The 25,125-nt window shown below is 40.3% G+C and carries 22 protein-coding genes; 9 read left to right on the top strand and 13 right to left on the bottom strand.

The window, feature by feature from the left end; genetic code table 11:
* Positions 1-64: 64 nt before the first annotated feature.
* Positions 65-1,258 carry a metallophosphoesterase gene (locus H6614_10455; protein ID MCB9244087.1) on the bottom strand — a complete coding sequence of 398 codons (1,194 nt, stop codon included), beginning with the start codon at positions 1,256-1,258 and terminating at the stop codon, positions 65-67.
* Between the two features lie 279 nt (positions 1,259-1,537).
* Between H6614_10455 and H6614_10450 the strand changes: the two genes are divergently transcribed.
* Positions 1,538-2,350, top strand: a complete 813-nt coding sequence (locus tag H6614_10450) for a transporter (GenBank protein ID MCB9244086.1) — start codon at positions 1,538-1,540, stop codon at positions 2,348-2,350.
* Between the two features lie 23 nt (positions 2,351-2,373).
* Positions 2,374-3,174 (top strand): transporter, encoded by an 801-nt coding sequence (locus H6614_10445; GenBank protein MCB9244085.1) that lies wholly within the window; start codon positions 2,374-2,376, stop codon positions 3,172-3,174.
* A gap of 27 nt (positions 3,175-3,201) precedes the next feature.
* On the opposite strand, the gene H6614_10440 is transcribed toward H6614_10445, so the two are convergent.
* Both H6614_10440 and H6614_10435 read right to left on the bottom strand, forming a co-directional pair.
* On the bottom strand, positions 3,202-4,635 hold the full coding sequence (locus H6614_10440) for a PQQ-dependent sugar dehydrogenase (GenBank protein ID MCB9244084.1): 1,434 nt from the start codon (positions 4,633-4,635) through the stop codon (positions 3,202-3,204).
* A gap of 147 nt (positions 4,636-4,782) precedes the next feature.
* The gene (locus tag H6614_10435) at positions 4,783-5,904 is read right to left on the bottom strand and encodes a hypothetical protein (protein ID MCB9244083.1); all 1,122 of its coding nucleotides are present in this window, start codon (positions 5,902-5,904) and stop codon (positions 4,783-4,785) included.
* A 186-nt stretch (positions 5,905-6,090) separates the two neighbouring features.
* Here H6614_10435 and H6614_10430 point away from each other — a divergent pair, with 186 nt between their 5' ends.
* Genes H6614_10430 through H6614_10410 form a run of 5 tightly spaced genes read left to right on the top strand, consistent with a single transcriptional unit; the run spans position 6,091 to position 9,953 of the window.
* Positions 6,091-6,783: a 1-acyl-sn-glycerol-3-phosphate acyltransferase gene (locus H6614_10430; protein ID MCB9244082.1), complete on the top strand. Its 693-nt coding sequence runs from the start codon at positions 6,091-6,093 to the stop codon at positions 6,781-6,783.
* A gap of 5 nt (positions 6,784-6,788) precedes the next feature.
* Complete coding sequence (gatC, locus tag H6614_10425; GenBank protein MCB9244081.1) at positions 6,789-7,079, top strand: Asp-tRNA(Asn)/Glu-tRNA(Gln) amidotransferase subunit GatC; 291 nt, start codon at positions 6,789-6,791, stop codon at positions 7,077-7,079.
* Positions 7,076-7,804, top strand: coding sequence for a 3-deoxy-manno-octulosonate cytidylyltransferase (gene kdsB / locus H6614_10420; GenBank protein ID MCB9244080.1), 729 nt, complete (start codon positions 7,076-7,078; stop codon positions 7,802-7,804). The genes gatC and kdsB overlap by 4 nt, the downstream gene beginning before the upstream one ends.
* Positions 7,801-8,313, top strand: coding sequence for a GNAT family N-acetyltransferase (locus tag H6614_10415; GenBank protein MCB9244079.1), 513 nt, complete (start codon positions 7,801-7,803; stop codon positions 8,311-8,313). Before kdsB ends, H6614_10415 begins: the two co-directional genes overlap by 4 nt.
* Before the next feature lie 20 nt (positions 8,314-8,333).
* A complete protein-coding gene (locus H6614_10410; protein ID MCB9244078.1) occupies positions 8,334-9,953 on the top strand; it encodes a CTP synthase in 1,620 nt (539 codons plus the stop codon).
* Here H6614_10410 and H6614_10405 read toward each other — a convergent pair whose 3' ends face one another.
* Positions 9,954-10,526 carry a hypothetical protein gene (locus H6614_10405; protein ID MCB9244077.1) on the bottom strand — a complete coding sequence of 191 codons (573 nt, stop codon included), beginning with the start codon at positions 10,524-10,526 and terminating at the stop codon, positions 9,954-9,956.
* 97 nt (positions 10,527-10,623) lie between these two features.
* Here H6614_10405 and H6614_10400 point away from each other — a divergent pair, with 97 nt between their 5' ends.
* Together H6614_10400 and H6614_10395 are read left to right on the top strand one after the other, a co-directional pair.
* On the top strand, positions 10,624-13,110 hold the full coding sequence (locus H6614_10400; protein ID MCB9244076.1) for an HAD-IC family P-type ATPase: 2,487 nt from the start codon (positions 10,624-10,626) through the stop codon (positions 13,108-13,110).
* Positions 13,110-15,524 (top strand): cation-translocating P-type ATPase, encoded by a 2,415-nt coding sequence (locus tag H6614_10395; protein MCB9244075.1) that lies wholly within the window; start codon positions 13,110-13,112, stop codon positions 15,522-15,524. The genes H6614_10400 and H6614_10395 overlap by 1 nt, the downstream gene beginning before the upstream one ends.
* 44 nt (positions 15,525-15,568) lie before the next feature.
* Here H6614_10395 and H6614_10390 read toward each other — a convergent pair whose 3' ends face one another.
* The 9 genes from H6614_10390 to H6614_10350 all read right to left on the bottom strand — a co-directional run bounded on the left by H6614_10390 (position 15,569) and on the right by H6614_10350 (position 25,122).
* Positions 15,569-16,312 carry a hypothetical protein gene (locus H6614_10390; protein ID MCB9244074.1) on the bottom strand — a complete coding sequence of 248 codons (744 nt, stop codon included), beginning with the start codon at positions 16,310-16,312 and terminating at the stop codon, positions 15,569-15,571.
* A gap of 128 nt (positions 16,313-16,440) precedes the next feature.
* Positions 16,441-18,138: a hypothetical protein gene (locus H6614_10385; GenBank protein ID MCB9244073.1), complete on the bottom strand. Its 1,698-nt coding sequence runs from the start codon at positions 18,136-18,138 to the stop codon at positions 16,441-16,443.
* A gap of 12 nt (positions 18,139-18,150) precedes the next feature.
* Positions 18,151-20,076: a polysaccharide biosynthesis protein gene (locus H6614_10380; GenBank protein MCB9244072.1), complete on the bottom strand. Its 1,926-nt coding sequence runs from the start codon at positions 20,074-20,076 to the stop codon at positions 18,151-18,153.
* The gene (locus H6614_10375; protein ID MCB9244071.1) at positions 20,073-20,579 is read right to left on the bottom strand and encodes a hypothetical protein; all 507 of its coding nucleotides are present in this window, start codon (positions 20,577-20,579) and stop codon (positions 20,073-20,075) included. The genes H6614_10380 and H6614_10375 overlap by 4 nt, the downstream gene beginning before the upstream one ends.
* A gap of 106 nt (positions 20,580-20,685) precedes the next feature.
* Positions 20,686-21,276: a sugar transferase gene (locus H6614_10370; protein MCB9244070.1), complete on the bottom strand. Its 591-nt coding sequence runs from the start codon at positions 21,274-21,276 to the stop codon at positions 20,686-20,688.
* An 8-nt stretch (positions 21,277-21,284) separates the two neighbouring features.
* Positions 21,285-22,496 (bottom strand): DegT/DnrJ/EryC1/StrS family aminotransferase, encoded by a 1,212-nt coding sequence (locus H6614_10365; protein ID MCB9244069.1) that lies wholly within the window; start codon positions 22,494-22,496, stop codon positions 21,285-21,287.
* 12 nt (positions 22,497-22,508) lie between these two features.
* Complete coding sequence (locus H6614_10360; GenBank protein ID MCB9244068.1) at positions 22,509-23,540, bottom strand: glycosyltransferase family 2 protein; 1,032 nt, start codon at positions 23,538-23,540, stop codon at positions 22,509-22,511.
* 3 nt (positions 23,541-23,543) lie between these two features.
* The gene (locus H6614_10355; protein MCB9244067.1) at positions 23,544-24,482 is read right to left on the bottom strand and encodes a hypothetical protein; all 939 of its coding nucleotides are present in this window, start codon (positions 24,480-24,482) and stop codon (positions 23,544-23,546) included.
* A 4-nt stretch (positions 24,483-24,486) separates the two neighbouring features.
* Positions 24,487-25,122: a PIG-L family deacetylase gene (locus H6614_10350; protein MCB9244066.1), complete on the bottom strand. Its 636-nt coding sequence runs from the start codon at positions 25,120-25,122 to the stop codon at positions 24,487-24,489.
* Positions 25,123-25,125: the final 3 nt, after the last annotated feature.

Below are 25,125 nucleotides of genomic sequence, written 5' to 3'. Positions count from 1 at the left end.
GTTTCCGGGGTAAAATTACCGGAAAGGAAATCTTCAATCCATGTTAATAGATTTACATAGAAATTTATACGAGAGTTATTTGTGTGATCTCGGGAGGGCAATTTAGGCGGAGCGGGATGCTGGATGACCCGATCCCTCGCGAAACGTACATTTGTGATCCGTTAGCGGAGTACAACCCGCTAACGTACTCGCTTACAGTGGATGCCATTGAGATATTCAGGCTGCCGAATTTGGCGAGAACTACCTGTCCGCCGTGGGTATGTCCGCTGAGAATCAGGTCAATTCCCTTTTGGGACATGTCGCGGAAGAAGTAAGGCTTATGGCAGAGGAGGACCTTTGGCATCGTGCTATAGGAGTCAAAATGATATCGAGCCTTATCAATCGTTTTATCAAGGTAGCCGTTAAGAACATCCCAGTCCTCCACCATGCTTTCTTTGGTATCTTCCATACCGAGGAGACAGAATTTTTCACCGTTTTTATTAATAACAAGTGCATCGTTTCTTAGCATGCGGATGGGAGTGTCTGCGGATATAGCATCGGCAATGTAATCGGGCTGTGATAGGTAGTCATGATTTCCGAGGGTGGCATAAACACCATGTTCGGCTCGAAGGTCACGGAAAGCATTTACGAAGGGCGCAATCTCTACTTTTTCGGAGCTAGTCATATCACCAGGTATGAGTATAATGTCGGATTTGAGTGAGTTTATCACACTGCAATAGTCACGCATCGTATCAAGCTTCATATAAGGACCGCTGTGAATGTCGCTGACTAGAGATATCGTGGTACCTTTTAAGTTTTCGGGAAGGTTTTTAATAGTGATGGTCTTTCGGACGATCTCGTAATCGTCCTTTCCTACAACCCCGGCACCGGCACTGACGAACACATACCCTGAAACGGCGGCGGCTGAGGCGGAAATGAACCTACGCCTCGAACTATCGAACTTTACTTTTTCTCTTTTTCTTTTAAAGCTTTTGAGCCGCTCCCTCCCCTTCTCGAAACGGCTCATCAAAAAATCTACAATCGAGAAGGGAGCCGTAAAAAGCTGTCTTATCAAGACGTGCAGTCCCGTTATAAACAAGAGCGAATACAATATACATATCGGTATCAGTATCAGTCGCGGGAGTTCAAAAAGTTTTTCGTCGAAGAAGGCAACAATGATAGGGGCTAAAAAAACGGTAATCGGTGTGAATGCAAGAAGGGTTTCATACTTGCCCGGTAGTCTTTTATTTCCTTTTAGGTACCTGATTAAGGTTGTCATTCAATAACTGTTAGTGAGAAAATGGCACACCTTAAAAACCTGCATGTAAACGTACAAATCATCTTCATTCACTTCAAACATAAACAGATGATGTTTCCGGAGTGTTAATTTTATAAAACGAAATTTTAAAATGTTTAAAGTATAACTTTACATATGTATTATAATGGGCTGTAATTACGCTGTTATAACCGAATCTATCCGGGGTAAGGCAAGTTAACTTGACTTTAATGGCTAACTTATCAAAATTTACGGGACTATCACAAAATCAACTTACCAGGAATGAGAGGATTAATATTATCAATTAGTGTATTATTGTTAGCGCAGATCTCCCTTTTTGCTCAGGCTAATAACCCGGGTGACATCTTGCCGGATAGACCAGACCAGACGGAATCGCCGGATATATTACAGCCGGGATTTGTGCAAATAGAGGGAGGATATACATACACACATATAAAATACATTCCAGACGATTTTATAAAATTTACCTTCAGTGTTAATGAGGTAGGTACATTAATACGAATAGGTATTTTCCCGAGCGCCGAGCTAAGAATTGAGCCTGAATACCAATCTATAAAAAGCACAATCTCTTTTCAGAACCCGGTTTTTGATTATAGAAACGAAGTTTCCGGATTTATTCCTCTAAGGCTAGGTACCAAGATTAAAATTACTGACGAGGATAAATACATACCAGCTACAGCTTTTTTATTCAAAGCAAGCATACCTGAAATTGCCAGCAATGATTTCCAGGATGAATTGTCCACAGCTGAATTCCGTGTTGCTTTATCAAAAACACTATCAGAAAGATTTTCTCTTGGCGTAAATCTTGGTGCTGAATATGGAACATATAGCAACAGTACATCGGGATTATATACAATGTCCTTCTCCGGTGAAATATATAAGCAGCTTGGCGGATTCATAGAGTTATACGGATATTTTTCAGAGGGATATGAACCAAATCATTTTATTGACGGCGGTCTAACCTACAGGATATTAAATAATCTGCAAGTGGATCTTTCTGCCGGAACTCAGTATTCCGACGATGTATCGGATTTCTTTATTGGAGGAGGATTGTCGGTTAGACTACCAAGATAAATATTAACCAAAGCAAACAAGAAATGAGAAAACTAATTTTATCAATCAGTTTAATATTGTTATTACATATCTCCATTTTTGCTCAGACTAATAACCCGGGTGTCATCAGTCCGGACAGACCGGACCAGACAGAGTCACCGGATATCCTAACCCCGGGGTATGTGCAGATAGAAACCGGAATAACCTATGAAAGATATTCGTATAGCAGTGTAAACTACGAGCATACACGTAATACTTTTAATATTCCCGGGATGCTGAGAATAGGAGTTTTCCCGAACATGGAACTGAGGATCACGCCTGAATTTCAGTCTGTAACCGACAAATATTCCTATACTTTTCAAGGAGACCAGAGTAAAACAACACAAGGACTCATTCCTCTAGTCCTGGGAACAAAGATCAAAATTGTTGACGAAGCCGAGGATATGCCCGCCATGGCATTTCTATTTCATGTCGATCTTCCCGGAGCGGCAAGCGAGGAATTCCAAAATAAAAACCCAACTCCCGAAATCAGACTAGCTCTATCAAAACAGCTCCAGGATAACCTTTCGATCGGGTTCAATCTCGGGGCGTTTTTTGATATGGATCACAGGGAGACAGCCGGTATTTACACGGTATCGCTCGCAATGGATCTTACGAAAAGAATCAACGGATTCATCGAGCTGTATGGGAATTTTGAACAACAAACATCACTTTTCGTCGATGGAGGTTTTTCTTACCTGCTGATGAAAAATCTAATGGTGGATATTTCCGGCGGAACAGGTTTAACGGTAGATAGTCCTAATTTTTTCATAGGAGGAGGATTGTCAGTCAGACTGCCAAGATAACTGCAATCCGACTGACGAAGTTTTACATTATTTAAGTAAGATAAGTTTCCCTGTTTTTTCGAAATCACCGGCGGAAAGAGTGTAGTAATATACGCCGGATGGGTAATTGCTCGCATTCCAGACCACCTCATAGCTTCCCGAGATCTGAAACCTGTCCACCAATACGGCGACTTCTCTGCCGGTATTGTCATAGACCCTCAGCTTTACATTCTGTGAACGCGCGATAGAGTATTTTATTTTAGTAGCCGGATTGAACGGGTTTGGATAATTCTGTTCTAGAGAATATCCGTTATTCAAACTGCCTATGGCATGAATACCGACGGTATTATCTATCAGCTTGTAAATCCTATCGCCCGTTATATCACAAACATATATATTGCCGTCCCTGTCTTTCCCAAAGGATGATATACTGTAAGGACTATCCATCAGCATCTCGGTGACAGCCGGAACAGTTCCATAATTCAAAGCCCAAATTTTTCCCGACCCATAATCACCGTAAACATACCTGCCGTTTATGCCCGGATATGCCGGCGAGGTACTCTGGTACCCGCCCGAAATTGATATACCCTCACTCCTCGGGTATTGGAATATTGGCAATGTCAGACCTGTCGTGTCGCACGGAGTTGGATTATAACAATTAGTACCCTCCATTATTCTCCATCCATAATTCTTTCCTTTATTTACAATGTCTATTTCCTCGTATGTATTCTGCCCGACGTCAGCGGCAATGAGTTTGCCGTCATTATCGAAGCAGAATTTCCACACATTCCTAAAACCCCACGCGAATATCTCTTTCCTTTCACCTGACGTGCTGTCAACGAAGGGGTTGTCGGGGGGTATTTTATAATTTAATCCGCCATCGGTGGAATCTATATCGATGCGAAGAATCTTTCCACGAAGAAGAGTAAGGTTTTGCGCATTATTGGGGGGATCTCCCTGCCCCGCACCCATTCCAAAACTAATATATAATAAACTGTCCTGACCAAATGCAATTTTGCCGCCGAAGTGAGAAGCTGTAGCCATTGTATCAATTAGTATTCTGAACTCACTGCTTTTTAAAGCCGAATCAGGATTTGTAGGACTTGTCTCATATCTCGCGATCACTGACCGTGTAGGACTTGTGACCGAATAGTAGATATAAAAGTATCTGTTATTCTCATAGTCCGGGTGAAATGCAAGCCCAAGGAGTCCGGGTTCAAACCCGCTTTGAGGCACGAGATCAGAAACATCAAGGAAGAGTTTTCCCGGTTCGGACGGATTAAGGGTATTCATTACCCATATCTGTCCCCTCTGACATACAACAAATATCCTGTCGGTTCCGTCCTGCGGATCGACCATTTCCAGCGGATTATTAAAAGTATTCGCCGAGAAAACCCGCTGAAGCTGGTATTGTGAAAATGCAGTGGAGGTTCTGAGAAGTACTCCTATAAGAAGCACGAAAAGTATTATAAATCTTTTCATCAATAAATAATGGTTAGTTTCTAATTTAAAATAGTCCATATACGTCCATTTTTCAAACTATTCTTCTCTAAAACATACGAGTGGACATGCCGTAATGTTAAGTCCAGTAAAATTGATGGGAAAGGAAGGGAATCAGTGAATGAATATTTAGAACTGAATATTTGCGATAAGATTGAAGATATTAATATTTTTGTAATTCTCTTCAGCTACAGTAGGTCTTTGCGTAATATAAGCCGGCTGTGGCATGATAGCGGCATCGAATTTTACAGTGAAAGGAATCTTTGTTACACCGATGGTTTTGAACGGCACAATCACACCCAATCCAAATGTAAATTCATTTATATTACCATATCTCCACCCCTCGATACTACTCACTCTCTCATTATTCAAAGCATAGAATCCACCTCTCAAACTAAAAATCTCAAACAAAGTAAGTTCCAAGCCGGTTTTAATTCCATCATAGAATGTGGCATTTAAAACCTCCTGATACTCCAGCGTGTATAATATCTTTAAAAAGGTCGTATTCCAAGGTGAGCCGGGGATATTTAGCCTCAGATCATAAGAAGCTCCTAACCGAGAGATGACCGGCAACTCCGATTCGATGTCGTAGGGATTAAATTCCAGACTACCCTGATTTAAGTTGAAAACACTAAATGCCAGATCGACATCCATATCATAATCACCTTTTACCATTACTATTTTTTTTAATAAGCCAATATCCAGCATAAAGACATTATCATTTATATCAGGAATCCCATACTCCTCTAACTTACCACCGTTCTCATTGTAGTGGAATAATCCCAAATTAAACCCGCCCCAAAAATCTTTAAACAGCTCCCGCGCGTAAGATAAGCGATAGGTCTCATAATAGGGTGTGTATTGTATTCTGCCGGAAGGTGAGTAATGGAAGTTTATACTACCAAGGTCAGAGTAATCCCTGCTTACACCAATAGTCCCAATCTTTTTAAAATTATACGAAGCGCTTAAGAATTTATTTTGGGGATCCTCAGCACCGTGATAGTTATTTGCAATACCGCCGGTGAGGCTCAGACCCTGCAACGTTCCAAGCGCGGCAGGATTGACAAAATAGGAATTCGGATCTCCCTCTACAGAAACAAATCCTCTGCCCATTGCCTCCATCCTGGCACTCGGATAATAACCAAAGAAATGGTTTTCAAATATTCCATCGTACCCTCTCTGCGCGAAAAGATTACAATGAATAAGCTGGAGAAGAAATAAAAATGTAAGATGTTTTAATAAACGAGTCATTGTATGGTAGTTTAATGTAAATATTTTATTGAAAAAACAAACTTAAGTCAAGTCTTTAAATGAGGTAAATATGCATAGGGATCAATTTAGCTTCAAAAAAGAAAATATTAACCCTTATACCCTTAATAAAGGCGGCTGTATCTCATTCTAACTTTATAATTTATTTCGCATCCCTTATATTAACCAGTGCTAACCTATATCAGGGCGATATTAATTGCCATTCATGCATTATTTATAGCAATTCTGGCAATCATACTCAGCCCGTTCGACACAAGCGGCGGGACGCTTCACCGCCCCCTCCCGAAACTATTCTCTTACGTAATACTCTTTATACTCGGCGTGAAGCTAACCGTGCACGGGCACGAATTACTGGATAAAAAAGCATCATACATATTCGTAACAAACCATCAAAGCTACGTGGATATCCCGGTGTTGATGAAGGCGATCCCGAACACGATAAGGTTTGTTTACAAGAAGCAATTGTCAAAGATACCGATATTCGGCTGGGGAATGTATTTGTCGGGATATATACCGATAGACCGTGAGAATGTAAGGACGGCGATAACATCATTAAAGAAGGCAGCTAAGAAGATCAAGAACGGAATTTCGGTGGTGATCTTTCCGGAGGGTACGAGGAGCACGGATGGGAGTCTGGGTGAGTTTAAGCGGGGAATGTTCGTGCTGGCTGATGAAGCCAAGGTGGACATAGTACCCGTAACGATAGACGGCACATATAAGATAGTACCAAGGGGTAAATTCAAGTTAAGATCAGGGCATGTCACTGTAACAATAGACAGGCCGATACCTTATAGGAAGGATCCGAATTTACTTGAGGAAATAAGAAGTAAAATAGAAAAGAATTTAGTAACTCAAACATAAAGATTATGGCAGTAAGTAAAGAAGATGTGGAAAAAATTGCCGAACTGGCAAAGCTGAAATTCGATGACGCTGGCAAAGAAAAGATGCAGAAGGAGCTCAATAAGGTGCTCGAATTTATAGATGAGCTGGATGAGCTGAAACTGGACGACGTAGAGCCAATGGAAAATATAAATGACACCAAGAATATCTTCCGAGAGGACAAGGTCGAAGTATGGCTCAGCACAGAAGAGGCATTAAAGAATGCCCCGGAGAAAACCGGAAAGTATGTGAAAGTTCCTAAAGTGATCAATAAGTGAGGATAATAGGAGTAATACCGGCGCGATATGAATCGACACGCTTGCCGGGGAAACCGCTTGCCGATATCGGCGGGAAGAGCCTCATAAGAAGGGTTTACGAGCAGACGCTTAAATCGAAATTACTAACCCAGGTACTGGTAGCAACGGATGACAAAAGAATCTACAATGCGGTGTTTGGATTCGGCGGAGAGGCAGTGATGACATCAAAGAAGCACAAGTCAGGCACAGATAGGATAGTGGAGGCGGTTAAAGGAATAAATTGTGATATCGTAGTGAATATTCAAGGTGATGAGCCGTTTATCGATCCGGCTGATATAGACAGAGTAGTACAACCATTAGTTAAGAGAAAGAGGTTGAATGTAGCGACATTAGCAGTTATGATAAAAGAGTTACAAGAGCTGAGGGATCCGCATGCGGTGAAGGTGATACTGGATGCTAAGGAAAATGCGATTTATTTTTCGAGGGGTGTGATACCATTTTCCGAAAAGCCGGATGTGAAAAAGAACAAGTATTACAAACACATAGGGCTGTATGCGTACAGAAAGGATTTTTTAAAGAAATTTGCAAAGACAAAGCAGTCCGAATTAGAGAAGGTAGAGAAACTCGAGCAATTGAGGGTACTAAGTATGGGTGAGAAAATTAGGGTAACAATAACGAAGAAGGATTCGATAGGAATAGATACGAAGGCGGATCTGGCGAGGGCGAGGAAATTAGTCAAAGGATGAAAGTAGAACTTGTAAAATACAGTGAAAAGCATATTCCATCATTACTTGAACTATTGAATAATGAGAATGTAAGTGACTGGCTAATGAACGTGCCGCATCCATACACAGAGAAGGACGCGAAGGAATGGATAGAAATAACACGTGAAATGGAAGACGGGAAAGATTACGGCTACGCTATAGAACTCGACGGAGTTCACATAGGCGGGATAGGTATGAATGTGAAGGGAAGGGCTTTGCCGGGATTAGATGATCACAAAGCAGAGATAGGTTACTGGCTGGGTGAACCTTATTGGGGTAAGGGATATATGAGTGACGCAATGAAGCAATTAATGAAGCTGGCTTTTGAAGACCTGGGTTTAGTCAGACTGTACGCGCACACACATGAAGGCAATACTGCTTCAGAGAAACTATTACTAAGACACGGATTCGAGCATGAAGGGCTTCTTAAAAAATCTTTTAAAAAAGGCGACAGGGTGTTCAACGCCAATTTATTCGCAAAAGTAATTTAAAAATATAAAATTTTGTAGAATTGAAAAAACAGCCAAAATACATCTTCATCACAGGCGGTGTGGTATCATCGCTCGGAAAAGGAATAGCATCCGCTTCACTCGGCTTACTATTGAAATCCAGAGGACTCAGGGTTACGATACAAAAGTTGGACCCGTATATTAATGTTGACCCGGGCACTATGTCGCCATTTCAGCACGGCGAGGTATTCGTAACTGATGACGGAGCTGAGACCGACCTGGACCTCGGGCATTATGAGAGATTCCTCGACGAGAATATGTCGAAAGCAAACAATATGACAACAGGACAGATATACGCAAAGGTTATAGAAAAAGAGCGCAGGGGTGACTATTTAGGAGCAACAGTACAGGTGATCCCACACATTACAGATGAGATAAAGAGAAGGATACGACTTCTCGAGAAAAGCGGAGACTACGATGTGATAATCTCTGAGATCGGGGGTACGGTTGGTGATATCGAGTCGTTGCCGTTTTTGGAGGCGATACGACAAATGATGCAGGATGTCGGAAGGAATAATGCAATTTCGATACACCTGACGCTTGTTCCGTTTATCCGGTCAGCAGGCGAGCTAAAGACAAAACCGACACAGCACTCGGTGAAGACAATGCTGGAGATAGGAATACAGCCAGATATACTGCTTTGCCGAAGCGAAATGGCTCTGACCAAGGATCTTCGGGAAAAGATAGCATTATTTTGTAATATAGAGAAGGATTCGGTATTCCAGGCGCTGGACGCAAAATCAATATATGAAGTGCCATTGAACTTAAAAAAAGAGAAGTTCGACGAAGTGGTGCTCAAGAAACTAAATCTAAAGACAGGACCACCAAACCTCTCACGGTGGACGAAGGTACTCAATAAGATAATGCACCCGAAGAAAAACGTTAAGATAGGAATATGCGGAAAATACAACCAGGTACCGGACGCATACAAGAGTATCCTGGAATCGTTCATTCACGCGGGAGCTTATAATGAAGTACACGTGGACCTGGAATGGCTGGATGCGGACGAAATAGAAAAGAGTCCGTCGAAGCTAAAATCAATGATGCGGGGACTAAGCGGACTGCTGGTATGCCCGGGATTTGGCGCAAGAGGTACGGAAGGAAAGATAAGGGCGATACAGTATGCACGTGAGAACAAGATACCATTTATGGGAATATGTCTGGGACTGCAGTGCGCGGTGATAGAATTCGCCAGGAACGTAGCGGGGCTGAAGAATGCAAATTCGACGGAATTTAAGGAATCAAAGAACAATGTAATCGATATAATGGAATACCAGAAGACAGTAAAGGTGAAGGGCGGTTCAATGAGGCTGGGAGCATATCCTTGTATAATAGATAAAAAGACACTTGCATACAAATGCTATAAGAAAGAGTTCGTAAACGAGAGGCACAGACATCGTTACGAAGTAAATAACATGTTCCGACACACGCTGGGAGAACACGGTTTGATATTTTCGGGGTTATCGCCGGACGAATCATTAGTGGAGATGATAGAACTGCCGAAAAGCGTTCACCCGTTCTTCATTGCGAGCCAGTTCCATCCGGAGCTAAAATCCAGGGTAATTGAACCGCATCCTATATTCAGGGAATTCGTAAAGGCGGCGAAAGAACACGCAGGATAATTAAGCGGCGAGAGTGCCGGTGGTGTACTGCGGTTTTAACATATCTGCATAAAGTTTGAAGTTGTCCTTATTAGCAATGAGATCTTCGGTGGTCAGGGTTAGTTTTCTAACGATACGGAGATCCACAACGGAAATCCTTCCCCTTGAAAGACTCTGCAAAAGACATTGTTCGAAATAATTCAGGCTGAAAATTATCATTTCCCGGATGTAAAGCTTACGTGTACGGAAACCGAATTTGGTCAGTGAAGAGTCGGTAAAAAAGCATATGGTAGAGACATATACACGATCGTTTTTCACTTCGCCCCTTTCTATTGCTTCGCATAGTTTGTAAAACCCCTCTGCAGTATAATAAAGAAATATCTTCGGGTTTACTTTCTTCATCTTAAAGAAATCCCACGCAGTACCCAGATGCACCTCTACCCTATCCATACTACCGGGAACGGTAAAGAATACGTCATTATAGTATTTATAAATTCCGAGTTTTCTGGCGAGAGGTGTAGTAATGTAGCGCAGGAATCGATAGAAAATTATTCCAGCTGTGAGGTAAAGAGGTATTTGCCAAAGTAAATTCATTTAAACAAATATTAATAGGATTGAATACCTTAATATTACTAAAAAGTAAAGAAATTAAAATCTAATAAAACGCGAACCTCTTAAGTATATATATTTTTTGAAAAAAAATACAGACTTTTGTAGTAAACAAAGACCTCAAGTATTGCCGCTCAAAGGCTTAACAGATCCGGAAGTCAAGGAAAGAGCCGGGAAGGGCTTGATCAATAAGACTCCCCGCTCCGAGACGAAAACAATCCCACGAATACTATTCGAAAATATATTCTCCGTATTCAACTTCATTATATTCGGCATAATAATATTTGTGCTTATATTTTACTTCAAGAACCGTGATGACAGGCTTTTACTCGACTCTATCGGTATATTGCTGGTGGGTGTTACAAACACCGCGATAGCATTATACCAGGAGATCAAATCAAAGGTCGCTCTGGATAAGGTAAGTTTGTTATTGAAGAAGAGGGTTGTGGTGCTAAGAAATGGCAGAGAGACCGAAATAGAGCAGGATGAAATTGTAAAGGACGATATAATAAAAGTTAATACAGGCGACCAGATAATAGTAGATGGAGAGGTAGCGGAGTCGAGATACCTGGAGATAGATGAGTCGCTTTTAACGGGAGAATCGCTTCCTATAGAAAAATCTCCCGAAGATGAGGTGCTGTCAGGGAGTTTTTGTACATCGGGAAGCGGGTATTATAAGGCAGTAAAGGTCGGGGAAGAGATGTATGCTAACAGCATTACCAGGATGGCTAAGAAGTATAAACTTTTGCTGACTCCCCTACAAAAGAAGATAAATTTTATCCTGGAGATGACGTTTCTATCCGCGCTGGCGATAGTCGGACTGGAAACGTGGTCGCATTTTTCCAATCCCGGCAATGTAAGTGAGGATGATTTCATAAGAAGAATAGCGACGATATTGATCTCACTAATACCGCAGGGACTGGTGTTCTTTGCAAGTGTGACGTATGCGCTGGGGGTTTACAGGATAAGCAAGCTCGGCGCTATAATAGAGAAGCTGAATGCAGTAGAGTCGTTTTCAAGCGTAAGAACGGTGTGTATGGATAAGACGGGAACAATCACGGAGAATAATTTAAGAGTAAAATATATAAACAACATTTCTTCGCATGATACCGAGGAAGAACTTACCAGATACCTGGGGACTTTCGTGGAAGAATCCTCAGACAAGAACGCCACGATAAGGGCAATAAAAGACCTTAACCAGCAAGATGGAATTGCGTTTAAGGATGAGATACCCTTCCGCTCAGAGAATAAGTATAGTGTAATGGAATTTGAGAAAGACGGCGAACCTCTTTGCTTGATATTGGGAGGGTATGATGTACTTTACGACAACCTGGACAAGAACGATCTGGAAAATGCTCAGAAGGTATTTAATGAGATGGGTTTGTCAGTGTATAGAAATCTCCTTTTCGGAAGGATCAAAAATTTCAGGACAGTAAAAGAATTAAGGGAAGCAAAGACGGATTTTGTGATCGAACCGATGCTTTTAGTATCTATTTCCGATACACCGAGAGAAGATGCCGGGGAAGCGTTAGAATTATTCGACAGGAATGGAATTGACGTTAAGATATTATCGGGTGATTCAGCAGATTCGATATCCTCTGTACTTACCGATATCGGGAGGAAACCGGCGGAGGGTTCAATAATTACGGGAAGCGAGCTAGCAGGAATTTCAGAAGGTGATCTTTCTAAGGTCATAAAAAGCAAAGAGATATTTGCCCGCTTGAAGCCGGATCAAAAGTTGGCTATAATCAGGGAGCTTAAAAAAGAGAAGATATATACAGCAATGATCGGCGATGGTGTGAATGATCTCCCGGCTATAAAAGAATCAGATATGGGTATTGCTATGGAGGAAGGAAGCCAGATAACGAAGGAGGTGGCTGATATTGTGTTGCTGAAAAATAAGTTCTCGCTATTGCCGAGAATATTCGACGAAGGAAACAAGATAGTGAACTCGGTGAACTATATATCAAAACTTTTCCTAACGAAAAACTTCATCGTAATCTATATTGCGATACTAGCGGTGTTGTTTTTGTTCGAATTCCCTCTTACGCCGAGGCGCGTGGCGCTGATAAACATGTTCGGTATATCTCTGCCGGCGTATTTGCTTATGCTGCGGAATACAAACGTGAAAAGAAGCACAGAATTTATCAAAGACGTGTTCACTTACATAGTACTGGCAGGCGCGGTGATAATAATAGCTGGTTATCTCGGCATACTTGCTACAAACATACTATTTGTGGGGTCAGAGCAGTATCTGAGCATGGTAATGCTATCCATAATGATATTTATTTCGATATCCAACTATGTGATAGTGGCCGTGAGGAATGAGGATGAGAAAAAATATTATTATATAAGCGGTATCATTTTAGTTCTTTTATATATATTTTTTGCGATGACGAACTTCGACGTACCGGTTTATAACCTTATAAAAATATTCTACGAGATAGACTTCTTGCCCCTAAAATACTGGGTGATCATTGTTCCGCTGAGCTTGATAGGTTCGATCGCATTATATTTTACACAAACATTGCGTGAGAGGATATTCAAACTTCAAAATATATACAGGTAGTGGATCTAAAGGGATTAAATAGTGAGGAAGTACGAAAGCGGATATCCGAAGGGCAGGTAAATACAGCTCCACCGGATAAGAGTAAGAGTGTAAGCAGTATCATCGTTACGAATGTATTTTCCGTATTCAACTACATAATTGCTTTCATCGTACTTGCGATATTGTTTTTCTATTTCAAAACAAAAGATATCAATCTCATCCTGGATTCAGTCGGTGTATTTACGATAGCTATTACCAATACGGCTATAGCCATATTCCAGGAAATCCGGGCAAAAAGAGCGCTGGATAAGGTAAGCCTGCTTTTAAAGAAACAGGTAACCGTGGTTCGGGACGGTCAGGAGAAATTAATAGAACAGGATGAGATAGTTACAGATGATCTTATAAAGATAAGCAGAGGTGACCAGGCGGCGGTGGATGGAAAGGTTGTAAAATCGAATCACCTCGAAATAGACGAGTCGCTTCTAACAGGAGAATCACATCCAATAAACAAGAAAGATGGAAATGAGATACTCTCGGGAAGCTTCTGTATCTCAGGGAATGGGTATTATATGGCAGAGAAGGTGGGGTCGGAAAGTTACGCGGCGCATATAACCGGACTGGCGAAAAAGTTCAAATTTTCCCTCACCCCGCTTCAGCGCAAGATAAACTTCATTGTAAAGATGCTTTTTTCCGTGGCAGTGATACTGGTATTGCTGGAGATCGTCTTCGCCGCACCGAGTTCGATATATGACGTGCCCTATATCAGGAAAATGACGACGATACTTATTGCATTGATACCTCAGGGGCTAGTGCTAATGGCGTCGGTAACATACGCAATAGGTGTTTACAGGATAAGTAAGATCGGGGCGATAATACAGAGATTGAACGCGATAGAGTCGTTTTCCAATATCAAGATAGTGTGCATGGATAAGACAGGCACGCTGACACAGAACAAGCTTGCAGTGGAGAAGGTAATTCCATTATGTGAAAGGAAAGATGTTTCACAGGTCCTGGCTACATATGCTCATTATTCCAGCGATAAAAACGCGACAGCATGCGCTATAGAAGAGCTGGGCAATTTCCAGCAATGGAATGTAGCTGATGAGATACCTTTTTCATCGGAGAACAAGCTGAGCATGCTAAAAGTAGACGATAAGGTATATATACTTGGGGCGTATGATCTTTTACTGGAAAAAACGAGCAGCGATAGCAAAACTAAAGCAAATGAACTCTTTGATAAGGAGGGACTGGAGGTTTACAGGAATCTTTTGTTTGGGGAGGTAATAAACGGAAACGCGTTCGAGGATACGAAAGAGTATATGAATTCGATAGCAATAGAACCGTACTGTATAGTCTCTATATCAGACCAGATAAGAGATGACGTGATGGAGGCAATTAATCTATTCAGGGAGAACGGCATACAATTTAAGATACTTACAGGTGATGCTACATTCGCGGTTAAGGCTATAGTAACCAAAATCGGCTGGGATGTTACGGATGACGATCTGATCTCGGGAGGCGAGCTAGATAAGCTTAATGACGCACAATTCAAGGAAGCAGTTTTAAACAAACTTGTATTTGCGAGACTGAATCCCGAGCATAAACTGCGTATAATAAAACTACTCAAAGCTGAATCCTATTATACTGCTATGCTGGGAGACGGTGTAAACGACCTCCCTGCAATTAAGGAAGCCGATATGGGTATAGCCATGGAGGAAGGAAGCCAGATAACGAAGGAAGTAGCCGATATTGTATTACTGGAAAATAAATTCTCTCTGCTCCCGGAGATATTTGACGAAGGAAAAAAGATCGTGAACACGGTGGCTTCAGTCGCAAAACTGTTTTTGACGAAGAACTTTTTGGTAATTTATCTTACACTATTTTCTCTGATATTCTTGCTCGATTTCCCGCTAACACCGAGGCGCGTTGCATTTATCAATATATTTATAATAGGGCTCCCCTCGTTCATAATTGCACTGAAGAATTCTAATACATCAAAGAACACGAACTTCCTTCCTGACCTGTTTTCATTTGTCTCTATCTCGGCACTACTGATAGTGATAGGTTCGTATGGGTCGATGTTCCTAGTAAGCTCCGTCTTTCCGGGAGTAAGTGATTCCCAGCTACAGATGATCATGCTCGTTACAATGGTGATCATTTCAATTGCTAACTTCTTCTCCGTGACTATGCTGGAGAAGCAAAACAATAAATCGTTTTATCTGGTTTACGGGCTGATAATACTTATGGTATTTCTTGTAACAGCCATTATACGAAGCGATTTTATTGTACTCAAGGTCATCCGGGAGTTTTATGAGCTGATTAATCTTCCCTTCGATTACTGGGTGCTGACTCTGGGAATAAGTACGGTAAGCGCGGTGGTACTATTTGCGGTACAAATGCTGAGGAAAAAGATAATGAGCAGAATGCAGGTATAAAAAAACCCGGACGAGCCGGGCTTTTAAAATCTATAAATAATTTCCTACCTATTTCGTTTAACGCCGGTATAGAATTTTATTCCTATATTAAAGCCGATGAAACCGATGAACCGTTTAAAACCCGGTCCAAAGTTTTTGTCGGTAGATTTACCGTCATTGAGATTATCAATTCCATTATCGGAATTAAAGAAATTTGCAAGCTGGTATTTGAATCCAAGCGTCATGCCCACATTGTGACCTTTATCGAGTACAACCTCGTAGCCTGTTCCAATGAGGAATCCCATTCTAAAGGCATTATCGAATGTGATCTTCGATGTCGAAGATGCAGTAATTAGGCTTCCCGTAACTCCGAGCTGAATAGTCTGTTTATTACGGCAATCCGCTCCAAAGAGATATTGATATCCCAGACTTGCGGTATAAATATTATAGGAAGTTTTTGGGGTATCTGCGGAAAAAACGAAAAACGGGACCTGACTATTGGTACCGTTCAGGAAGTTATCGTATTCCAATCCAAGGAAGATCCTATTGCTTCTTTTCTGTCCAAAACCCACTGTAGTTTCAAAAGAAGCACCTTTTCCCCATTTCATAGCATAGTTTTTCTGCTCGCTAAGATTGTTAGGAATATCTATTGTTTCCCCGAATGCATCGTTCATGGCATAACTGCCGTTAAGCCTGAACTCAAAAGTGAATAATGGACCACTTCTTGCAATTCTCCTCTGTGCATTCACCTGGCTGAAAAAAGAAGATGAAACCAAAACTAATAAAACAAACAGAGTTAGTTTTTTCAAGATGGTCTTATTTTGTTAGCGGTTTTGTAAAATTAATATATATTTGTAATAAAATCAATTTGTATTTATTTTCTATTAACTTACTTTAAGAGAGTGTATTAAGTTAGTGTAAAATTTAGTTTTCCTTGTTAGTAATTTACCTGAAAAGTGGCGAAAAAGTAGTCATCATTCAGCTCTCTGCTTTCAAATTCATTGTTAATAAGTCTATGCACGTACATAAAGTTAATAAAATACTGCCGGATAGGTTCCCAGGATAGGTTGAACGTTATTATATCCCTATTTACGCGGTTTCCCGCTAAGAATTTCGGGCTAACGTTAGACTCACCGGTTCCATTATTAATGTTTCCTCCATAGTTTATAACGACGTTTCCGGCTGAGTCAAGTATTATTCCTTCGCCAGACCTTTGATGCTGGTAAACAAGGCTCGTTTTTACCCTGCTACCATAATTAAAATACAATCCCGCCGCAATCTGATCAGAATTTGGAGGAAGATTTGGACCGAGCGGTAGATTCCAGTTAGTATATTGAGCTTTATTGCTTTTATGAGCATAAACAAATGGATTTAGCCGGGTATATTCCAACTTCAGAGTTAGATCCGGAACAGTAAAAGCATCTGTCCAATATGTTCCAAATTGAAATCCGAATTTATTGGAAATCTCAGAACTATCTGAAAACAATGATGAAAATTGCAGGTCGTCTATTATCATCGATCCCTGGAATGCAAGATTCTTTACCGGAACAACCTCAGCATCAAAGCCCATTAAATTATTATTCACATTAGGAGCGTCTCCCTGTGATGCTTTATTAAGTTCAGCTGAAATGAGCAGACTGATAGGGTTAAGGAAAGTAAAGCTAAAAGAAGAATTTGTAATTATAACGCTCTCAAAGAATCCAACTTTAAAAGCCTCGGAAAATCTTATGTCCAGATTATGAGTGGCAATATTTTTTGAATTAAGCTCAACCCCAAGAGAGTCGCCTCTTAAGCTACCATAAAGGAATGAATATGAAATTGCTTTATATTTCAGATCTACCTTTGCGAAATCGAATGGAACCGAATTTTCCGAGAGGAAGAGTTTATCCATGAAACCTGTCCCCTGTGTCAGCTGATACCTTCCCACGGAAAGGCCGAACCAGTTAGTAGCAGTCTGGTATCTAAGGTAGCCAGTATAGTAATCGTAATATGTCTTATTGTTAAAATCATAAGTGTTTCCATTTGCATAGATGGTTTTATCGGTCTGGCGAGCAAACTGGAAATCCGATGAATCCCCACTTAACTTTGCTCCGTTGTAGGCTTTAAGCGAAAATCCAACACTATTAAATAAAGTACCGCTTACGCCAAATCCACCATTGCCCAGAAGTATCGAGTGACTGCCAAGCGAATCACCGGACGAAGTCCGATACGACAAATTTCCATAATAGTCTACATAGAAAACCGCGTTGCTGTCATTATATACGTATAGGTGTTTTTGTTTTTTGTTATCGAAAATCTTTTCCAGATCAAAATTGCTAAAGAGCGAGCTTTGCTTGTTCACAGTTCCATAAACATCCTTTTCAAATTCTATATCATAATAATCGAGAAGATCTTTATCTGTTTGCGAGAGTGTTTTGCGTTTCTCGTTCAATTGTTTAAGGAAATTGCCCACTTCATAACCTGAAAGAGGCAAGTTAGCACTATTATAGCCTACAATTTTCTTTTTGATCTGCATTCTCTGCAGAAAATCATAAACAGGATTATCCAGCTCAACAATATCAACCTGAGCGAAAGAGATTCCCTGCGTCAGCAAGAGGATGCAAAACACCACAGAAAAAGATAAATATCTTTTCATAGAGGTATAATTTTAATTTTGAACTTTTACTTCCGGAAACTCAAGAGGTGTATATTCCGGGACGATCAGTTTTAGAGAAGAAACGATATTATTCTTGTCTTTAACAGACAGGTAACTGAAAAGCTCGATGAGCTTATCTTCAAAATCGTTCAGATAATTTTTGTCACCATGCATAGCGATAAGAATCTTTTTGTGTGAGGTAGCCTGATACTTCTCGCCGGGCACGATAAGCTCCTCATAGAGTTTTTCACCCGGTCTAAGTCCAGTAAAGATAATTTTTATATCTTTTCCCTCATCATAACCGGACAGCTTTATCATGTCTTTTGCGAGATCAATTACCTTTATCTGTTCACCCATATCGAGTATAAATATCTCTCCGCCCTCACCAAGTACGGAAGCCTGTAAAACAAGCTGTACAGCTTCGGGTATTGTCATAAAATAACGGGTAATGTCCGGATGTGTTACTGTAACAGGACCACCGGAAGCGATCTGCTGTTTAAAAGTAAATATCACACTGCCCCTACTGCCAAGTACATTCCCAAAACGAACAGCAACGTAGTGAACATTATTTTCCTGCGCGGCATTAAGCACAATCATTTCAGCTACACGCTTGGTTGCACCCATGACGCTTGTCGGATTCACAGCTTTATCGGTGGAGACATAAACGAAGTGCTTTACTCCGGTATCCACCGCAACGTCCACAAGGTTCTTCGTTCCAAGGATATTATTGGAAACCGCTTCGGGAGGATTTCCCTCCATCATCGGAACATGCTTATGAGCCGCCGCGTGGTATACTATATCCGGATTATGTTCCCGGAATATATTATAAACTCTGTCCTTAAATCTTATATCTCCTATTATAGCCCTGATCACGGTTTTATGTGTGGAGCCATTGCCGGAAAGTATGAGTCTTCTATTTAGCTCCTGTTCTATTTCAAAGACGGAATTCTCGCCGTGACCAAGCAAGATGAGTTCAGAGGGATGGCATTTTATTATCTGACGGCAAAGCTCACTGCCTATCGAGCCACCTGCACCTGTCACTAGGATTTTTTTACCTTCGATGAAAGACGCTACCGTCTTAATATCAGTCTCGACCGGGTCCCTCCTTAAAAGGTCCTCAATCTGGACTTCGCGGATATTTCTTAAAGCAGTATCCTCATTGAGAAGCTCCGACATTGAAGGTAACGTCATAGCATGAACGCCCAAGCTTAAGCATTGATCAATGATACCTCTTATCATGTGACCGGGTGCAGAAGGAATTGCAATGATCACCTTTTGTATGTTGAGCATTTTTACCGCTTCTTTGAGGAGGTCCCTGCCACCTACAACCGGTATTCCTCGTATGGAAACATTCTTCTTATTAGGATCATCGTCGATGAAGGCTATCGGTGAAAGTCCCAGCTTTGTATTCCTCTGCATCTCCTCAACGACGGAGGCTCCCTGTTTACCTGCGCCTAATATAAGAACACGTTCGCCAAGTTTTTCACTAGCCTGCCTCTCATTGAATCTTTCGAAGAATTTTATACTTAAGCGGGAAATCGAAATGAAAATGAATATAATAAAACCATCTATAATCGGAAGCGATTTGGGAAGGTCGGAAAAACCGAACAACCCGAAGAATTTCATTATCAGAAAGATATTAGACTGGACAATGAGGGCGAATATGGAAACTATTATTAATCGAGCAACCTCATCCATACCGGCACTATGCCAGTATCTTCTATAAAGTCCTAAACGGAAAAAAATAGCAACTTTGATTATAGATAAAACTATCGTAGCGGCGATTAGAGGCTTCCAGTAGAAACTAATGTCTATCTTGCCATCAAGCCTTATGAAAAGGGCAAAGAAAGGCGAGAAAGCCATGAAAATAAGGTCCAACAGCAGGAAATGCCTGTTTCGTATTTTAAGCAGTTTATTTTCTATGCTGGCAGATTTCATAATACCCTCTCTACTAATCTTACACCTAACCGGGAAAGGTACGCAAGAACAAAAAATATAACACCATCAATGATAGGAAGCGATTTAGGAAGATCAGTAAATCCATATAAACCGAAATACTTCATTATTAAAAAAATATTTGATTGGACTATAAGTACAAACAAAGAAACAATTAATAATCTTGAAGTTTCATCGGTCCTGGCATTGTTGCGGTAAAGCTTTAAGGCATCCTGAGCCCTTGAATCCGGGTAAAGTTTAAAGTTAGATTCATAAGCTCTTGTTCCCTTATAAAGTTTCAAAACAGAAAAACAAAGAATCTTAATAATCGATAAGGAAATTGTTACTGAGATAAGAGGTTTGAGATAATAATCGAGATTGACATCCCCTCCAAGCCTAATAAATAACGCGAGGAATGGAGAGAAAATCATAAAGAAAAGATCCAAAGGCAAGAAATACCAGCTTCGTATTCCTGGCAGCTTATTTCCCAGGCTTGCAGATTTCATAAAACATTATCTTAACTACACTTCCCCCAGATAAGCTATAATTTAACCTCAAAATTAATATATGAATTAAGGATAAATTAAACAGTGTATTAAAAATTTAAGACTTTTATCTAAATATCTCAAGGATAGTCTTAAATATTATCTTAACGTCTAACATGAAATTCCTATTATTAATATAATCGATATTCAGTTTCAATTTTGTAGGCATCACATCTGAAATATAAAAAATCTCCGGATCATCGGCATTTGCCAATAATGTGCTTTCGTCCTTATATTGTATGGAAGCAAAATCGGTAATTCCGGGTCGGACAGTGAGAACTTTTAATTGTTCTTCATTATACAAAGCCACGTATTTTTCGACTTCGGGACGCGGACCTACAAAGCTCATATCACTCTTAAGAACATTTATAAGCTGCGGGATCTCGTCTATTTTAAATTTCCTTAGAAAATACCCGGCACGGGTTATCCGGGAGTCCTTTTGTCCTATTGTGAGCAAGCTTTCTTTATCCGAGCCGGCGGTCATCGTTCTAAATTTGATGATCTTGAACACTTTTCCATTTTTACCAACTCTATCCTGTAAAAAGAAAACCCCTCCCTTTGAATCTATCACTACAATTATAGCAATAATTATCAAGAAGGGGGATAATATCACAAGTCCCGTGAACGATACTACAACATCAAATATTCTTTTGAGCAATTTCCTATTTAACTTACTACAGAGTTATAAGCAGTAATAAGTGACTCAATAACATACTCAAGCTCTTCATGCGTCAACTGCGGATACACCGGTATAGAGAGTTCCGTAAAATAGTTTTTATAACTTTGAGGGTAGTCTTTTACATTATAGCCCATACCCTTAAATAGGGTAAGCATCGGAAGTGGAACAAAGTGCACATTCACAGCAACACCGAGTTCATTCATCTTAATAATAATGGCATCCCGCTGTTCTTCAGTTATATTTTGTAACCTCATAAAAAAAACATGACATGAAGACAGTTTGTCATCAGTTTTATATGGCGGTGTTACCACCCAATCAAATCCGGAAAGTCTTTCAGTGTAAAGCTCGAATATCTCTCTACGTTTTTTTAGGACGTTACTATAATTTTTGAGCTGGGCGAGTCCTATTGCAGCACAAATGTCAGGCATGTTTATCTTATATCCAACTCTTTCCACATCATATTTCCAGCTATTACCGACAGTTTTTGTAAATGCATCCTTTGTTTGGCCGTTCAAAGTCAACGGGCGAAGTTCGATATATTCTTTTTCATTATCAAAGGGCTCGGGAAGATTAAAACAAATTGCTCCACCCTCGGAAGTAGTAAGATTCTTAACCGCATGAAAAGAAAAGATGTTTATATCAGCAATGCCGCCTGTCATTCTTCCTTTGTATTCGGCGCCGAAAGAATGTGCAGAGTCTGCCAGGATCAAAATTCGTCCAAGTTTTTCCTGAACTTCATCCGAGGGTTTAAACTTGGCTTTTATCTCATCACTATTTACAAGTTCATACAATTCATCGTAATTACATGGAAATCCTGCATTATCAACAGGAATAATTACTTTAGTTTTTTCTGTTATGGCATCCTTTACCCTGGTGATATCGATGTTAAAATCTTCCCCAACATCCACCATAACTGGTTTCGCGCCGAGATGAATAGCCGCCAATGCCGTTGCGCAATAAGTAAATGCAGGTACTATAACCTCGTCACCCTTACCCACACCAAACCAATGGAGCATAAATGTCAGAGCCGATGTAGCTGAATTTACACAAAGTGTCTTACCGCAGCTCATATATTTTGTTACTTCCTCTTCTAGTGCTCTTACTTTTGGGCCTGTAGTGATCCAGCCTGAGCGGAGTGTTTCGGTTACCTCCGAGATAACATCGTCAGTGATAAGAGGAGGAGCAAATGGAATTTTCATAGAATTCAATTTTTATCGAGTTAAAGTTTTCATTTTTACGCTAGGTTTTTTCCCAAGCAACAAAAAATCAATAATACCTTCCAGGTAGCCAATTCCATAACCAAAGTGCAGGCAAAGGAAAGACAATGCGGTAACCGGAGTAACGCTATTAATTCCGGATGACACCTTTATGGAATAAAACAATATGAAAATCAAATAAACAAACAACACTGCGGGGTATAACCAGAACAGAGTTGTATTAAAAAATAGAACCAGTGGATAAAGAAGAAGGAACAAAATGAAAATAATCGGAAACAGCTGCCGGGTGGTTGTTACTGCTTTCAATTTCTTATTTACATACACCTTCCAGTATCCATATTGCAAATACTGTTTAAATAATTTAGAAATTCCCGATCGCACATAATATGAAATATTGATGTCAGTATTTAACCAAATTTGGTAGCCGGCTCGGATAACCCGGTAATTAAATTCGTCATCCTGATTTCGGGAAAGTTCCTCATCAAACAACCCAACTATATCAAAGACTTCCCTTTTATACATCGGCGTACCAACAGTATCAACAGGTCCAGATGTATCTGAAATACGAAAGTTGCCGCCACCCACACCAAATGACGAGTTCATTGCTAGAGAAATACCCTTACTCACTTTATCCTCGTAAATATTTATCACCTTCCCTCCAACAACAGCTATCCGGTCATTACTATCAAGCATCTCTATACAACCTGATATGTAATTACGTGAGATTATATGACGCGCCCCGACAATGAGAACATATTTACCTATAGAATTTCTTATGCCAATATTAAAAGCAAAAGGTGTTGTCTGGTTTTGATTTTCTACAATCTTCAAAGCAGGAAATTCCACACAAAGTTTTTTGAGCAGCTCAACAGTATCATCATCGCTCATTCCATCAACCACAATAACTTCACACGAGTTCATATCAAAATCCGAACCGAAGAGATTCCGGATAGTCTTTTCTATGTGATTTTTTTCATTCCTGCAAGGGATAATAATGGAAACAATAGGATTTTTAGCGGAACTCAAACCTTAGAGATGTTCTTTGATAAATTTTCTGACTTTGAGAAATTCGCTGATCTCCTGAGCCGGATTGCCGAGCCATATTTCTCCGTCGGGGATATTGTTCGTAACGACTGACCCCATACCGGTTGTTACATCCGAACCTATGGTGATCTTTTGTTTTAATATTGTCCTAACACCTAAGTATGCATTTTCTCCAATACTGCTGCCGCCAGAAAGAACAGCACCCGCTGTGATAATTGAATTTTTTCCGACCCTGGTATTATGACCTATATGGCAATAATGATCTATTACCGAATAATCCTCAATAACCGTATTACCTAGTGTACCTCTATCAATATTTGAGAAAGGCATAAGAAGCACATTATTCCCAATGATCGCTTTACCCGTATGGGGTACATGCAAATTAATTCCCTTTTCATCCTTAACAATTCCAAACCCTTCACCGCCAATCGAACAAAACTCTCTAATAATACAATCACTGCCTATCTCTGCGTTTCCCCATACTTTTACATGATCATGAACAACTGTTCCGCTTCCTATCTTGCATGCGCCAATGATACAATATGCTCCAATACTGACATCTTCGCCCATTTGACATTTAGGGTCAATAATAGCCGTTGGATGAATACCCTGTGGAATATCATTTCCTTTTTTAAAATGTATTATAAGTCTTGCAAAAACGATTTGCGGATTTGATGTGATAACAAATAATTTTTCCTCATTCTCTTTATAAAGGTCAAATGTATCTTCATCGCATACAATACATCCCGCGGATGTTCCATTTATTAATTCGGAGGCATTTTTTATACCGGATCTAATCCATGTGATGTCGTTTTCCGAAGCCTCGAATACCGGCTTAAAATCTTCCAAAATCAGAGCTTCGTTTCCTTTTAATTGGAAAGGTACATCCGTAATGTCACTTAATATCCGTATATCTATCGCCATATTATTATATTAATAAACGAACGATTTCAAAAGTTTCAGCGAACTCATTCCCTGACTGTACACCTCTCACAGTCGCTAGTGATTTAATAAAATCAGCATTTGCGTATGGTCTATGCGCCTGCGATCTGTATTTTGACAGAGCCTCAAGTTTTTTATTTACATTCTGCTCCGAGAGTCTAACAAAACAGCCTGTTATAAAATTAAAATTGTTCCACGGAAGTTCGTAACACAGTAACGTACTCCATTTAAATGCTCTCATCCCTTCGTTCGATATCGTAAAATGGTCCTGATGTATATCATTAATGGTCGGCATAAACACAATATCCGGATTTATATCATTTTTCAGCTTTAAGATATCATCGAGTATCTCTTGCCTGTGAAAATTAAACGTTCTGACTTCGTAATCGAACAATATCAGGTTCTCACCTTTAACGCCAAGCACCTGCGTAGCCTCCTTAACTTCTGTAACAAGTATATCAGGCGGAAAATTAGGCAAAACCGACTGCTGGCATGCCGAGAAAGCCACATAAAAAACCTCAGCACCGCTTTCGGAAAGTTTCGCTATTGTGCCGCCACATCCAAATTCACCGTCATCCGTATGAGGAGCCAGCACCAGCGCCCTTTTAAAATTGAGATTCATACT

The sequence above is a fragment of the Ignavibacteriales bacterium genome (assembly GCA_020635255.1).
Classification (GTDB): domain Bacteria; phylum Bacteroidota; class Ignavibacteria; order Tepidaquicellales; family Tepidaquicellaceae; genus JAEYVS01.
The sequence above is the reverse complement of the archived record's forward strand: the minus strand, read 5'-3'. Positions and strand labels throughout refer to the sequence as shown.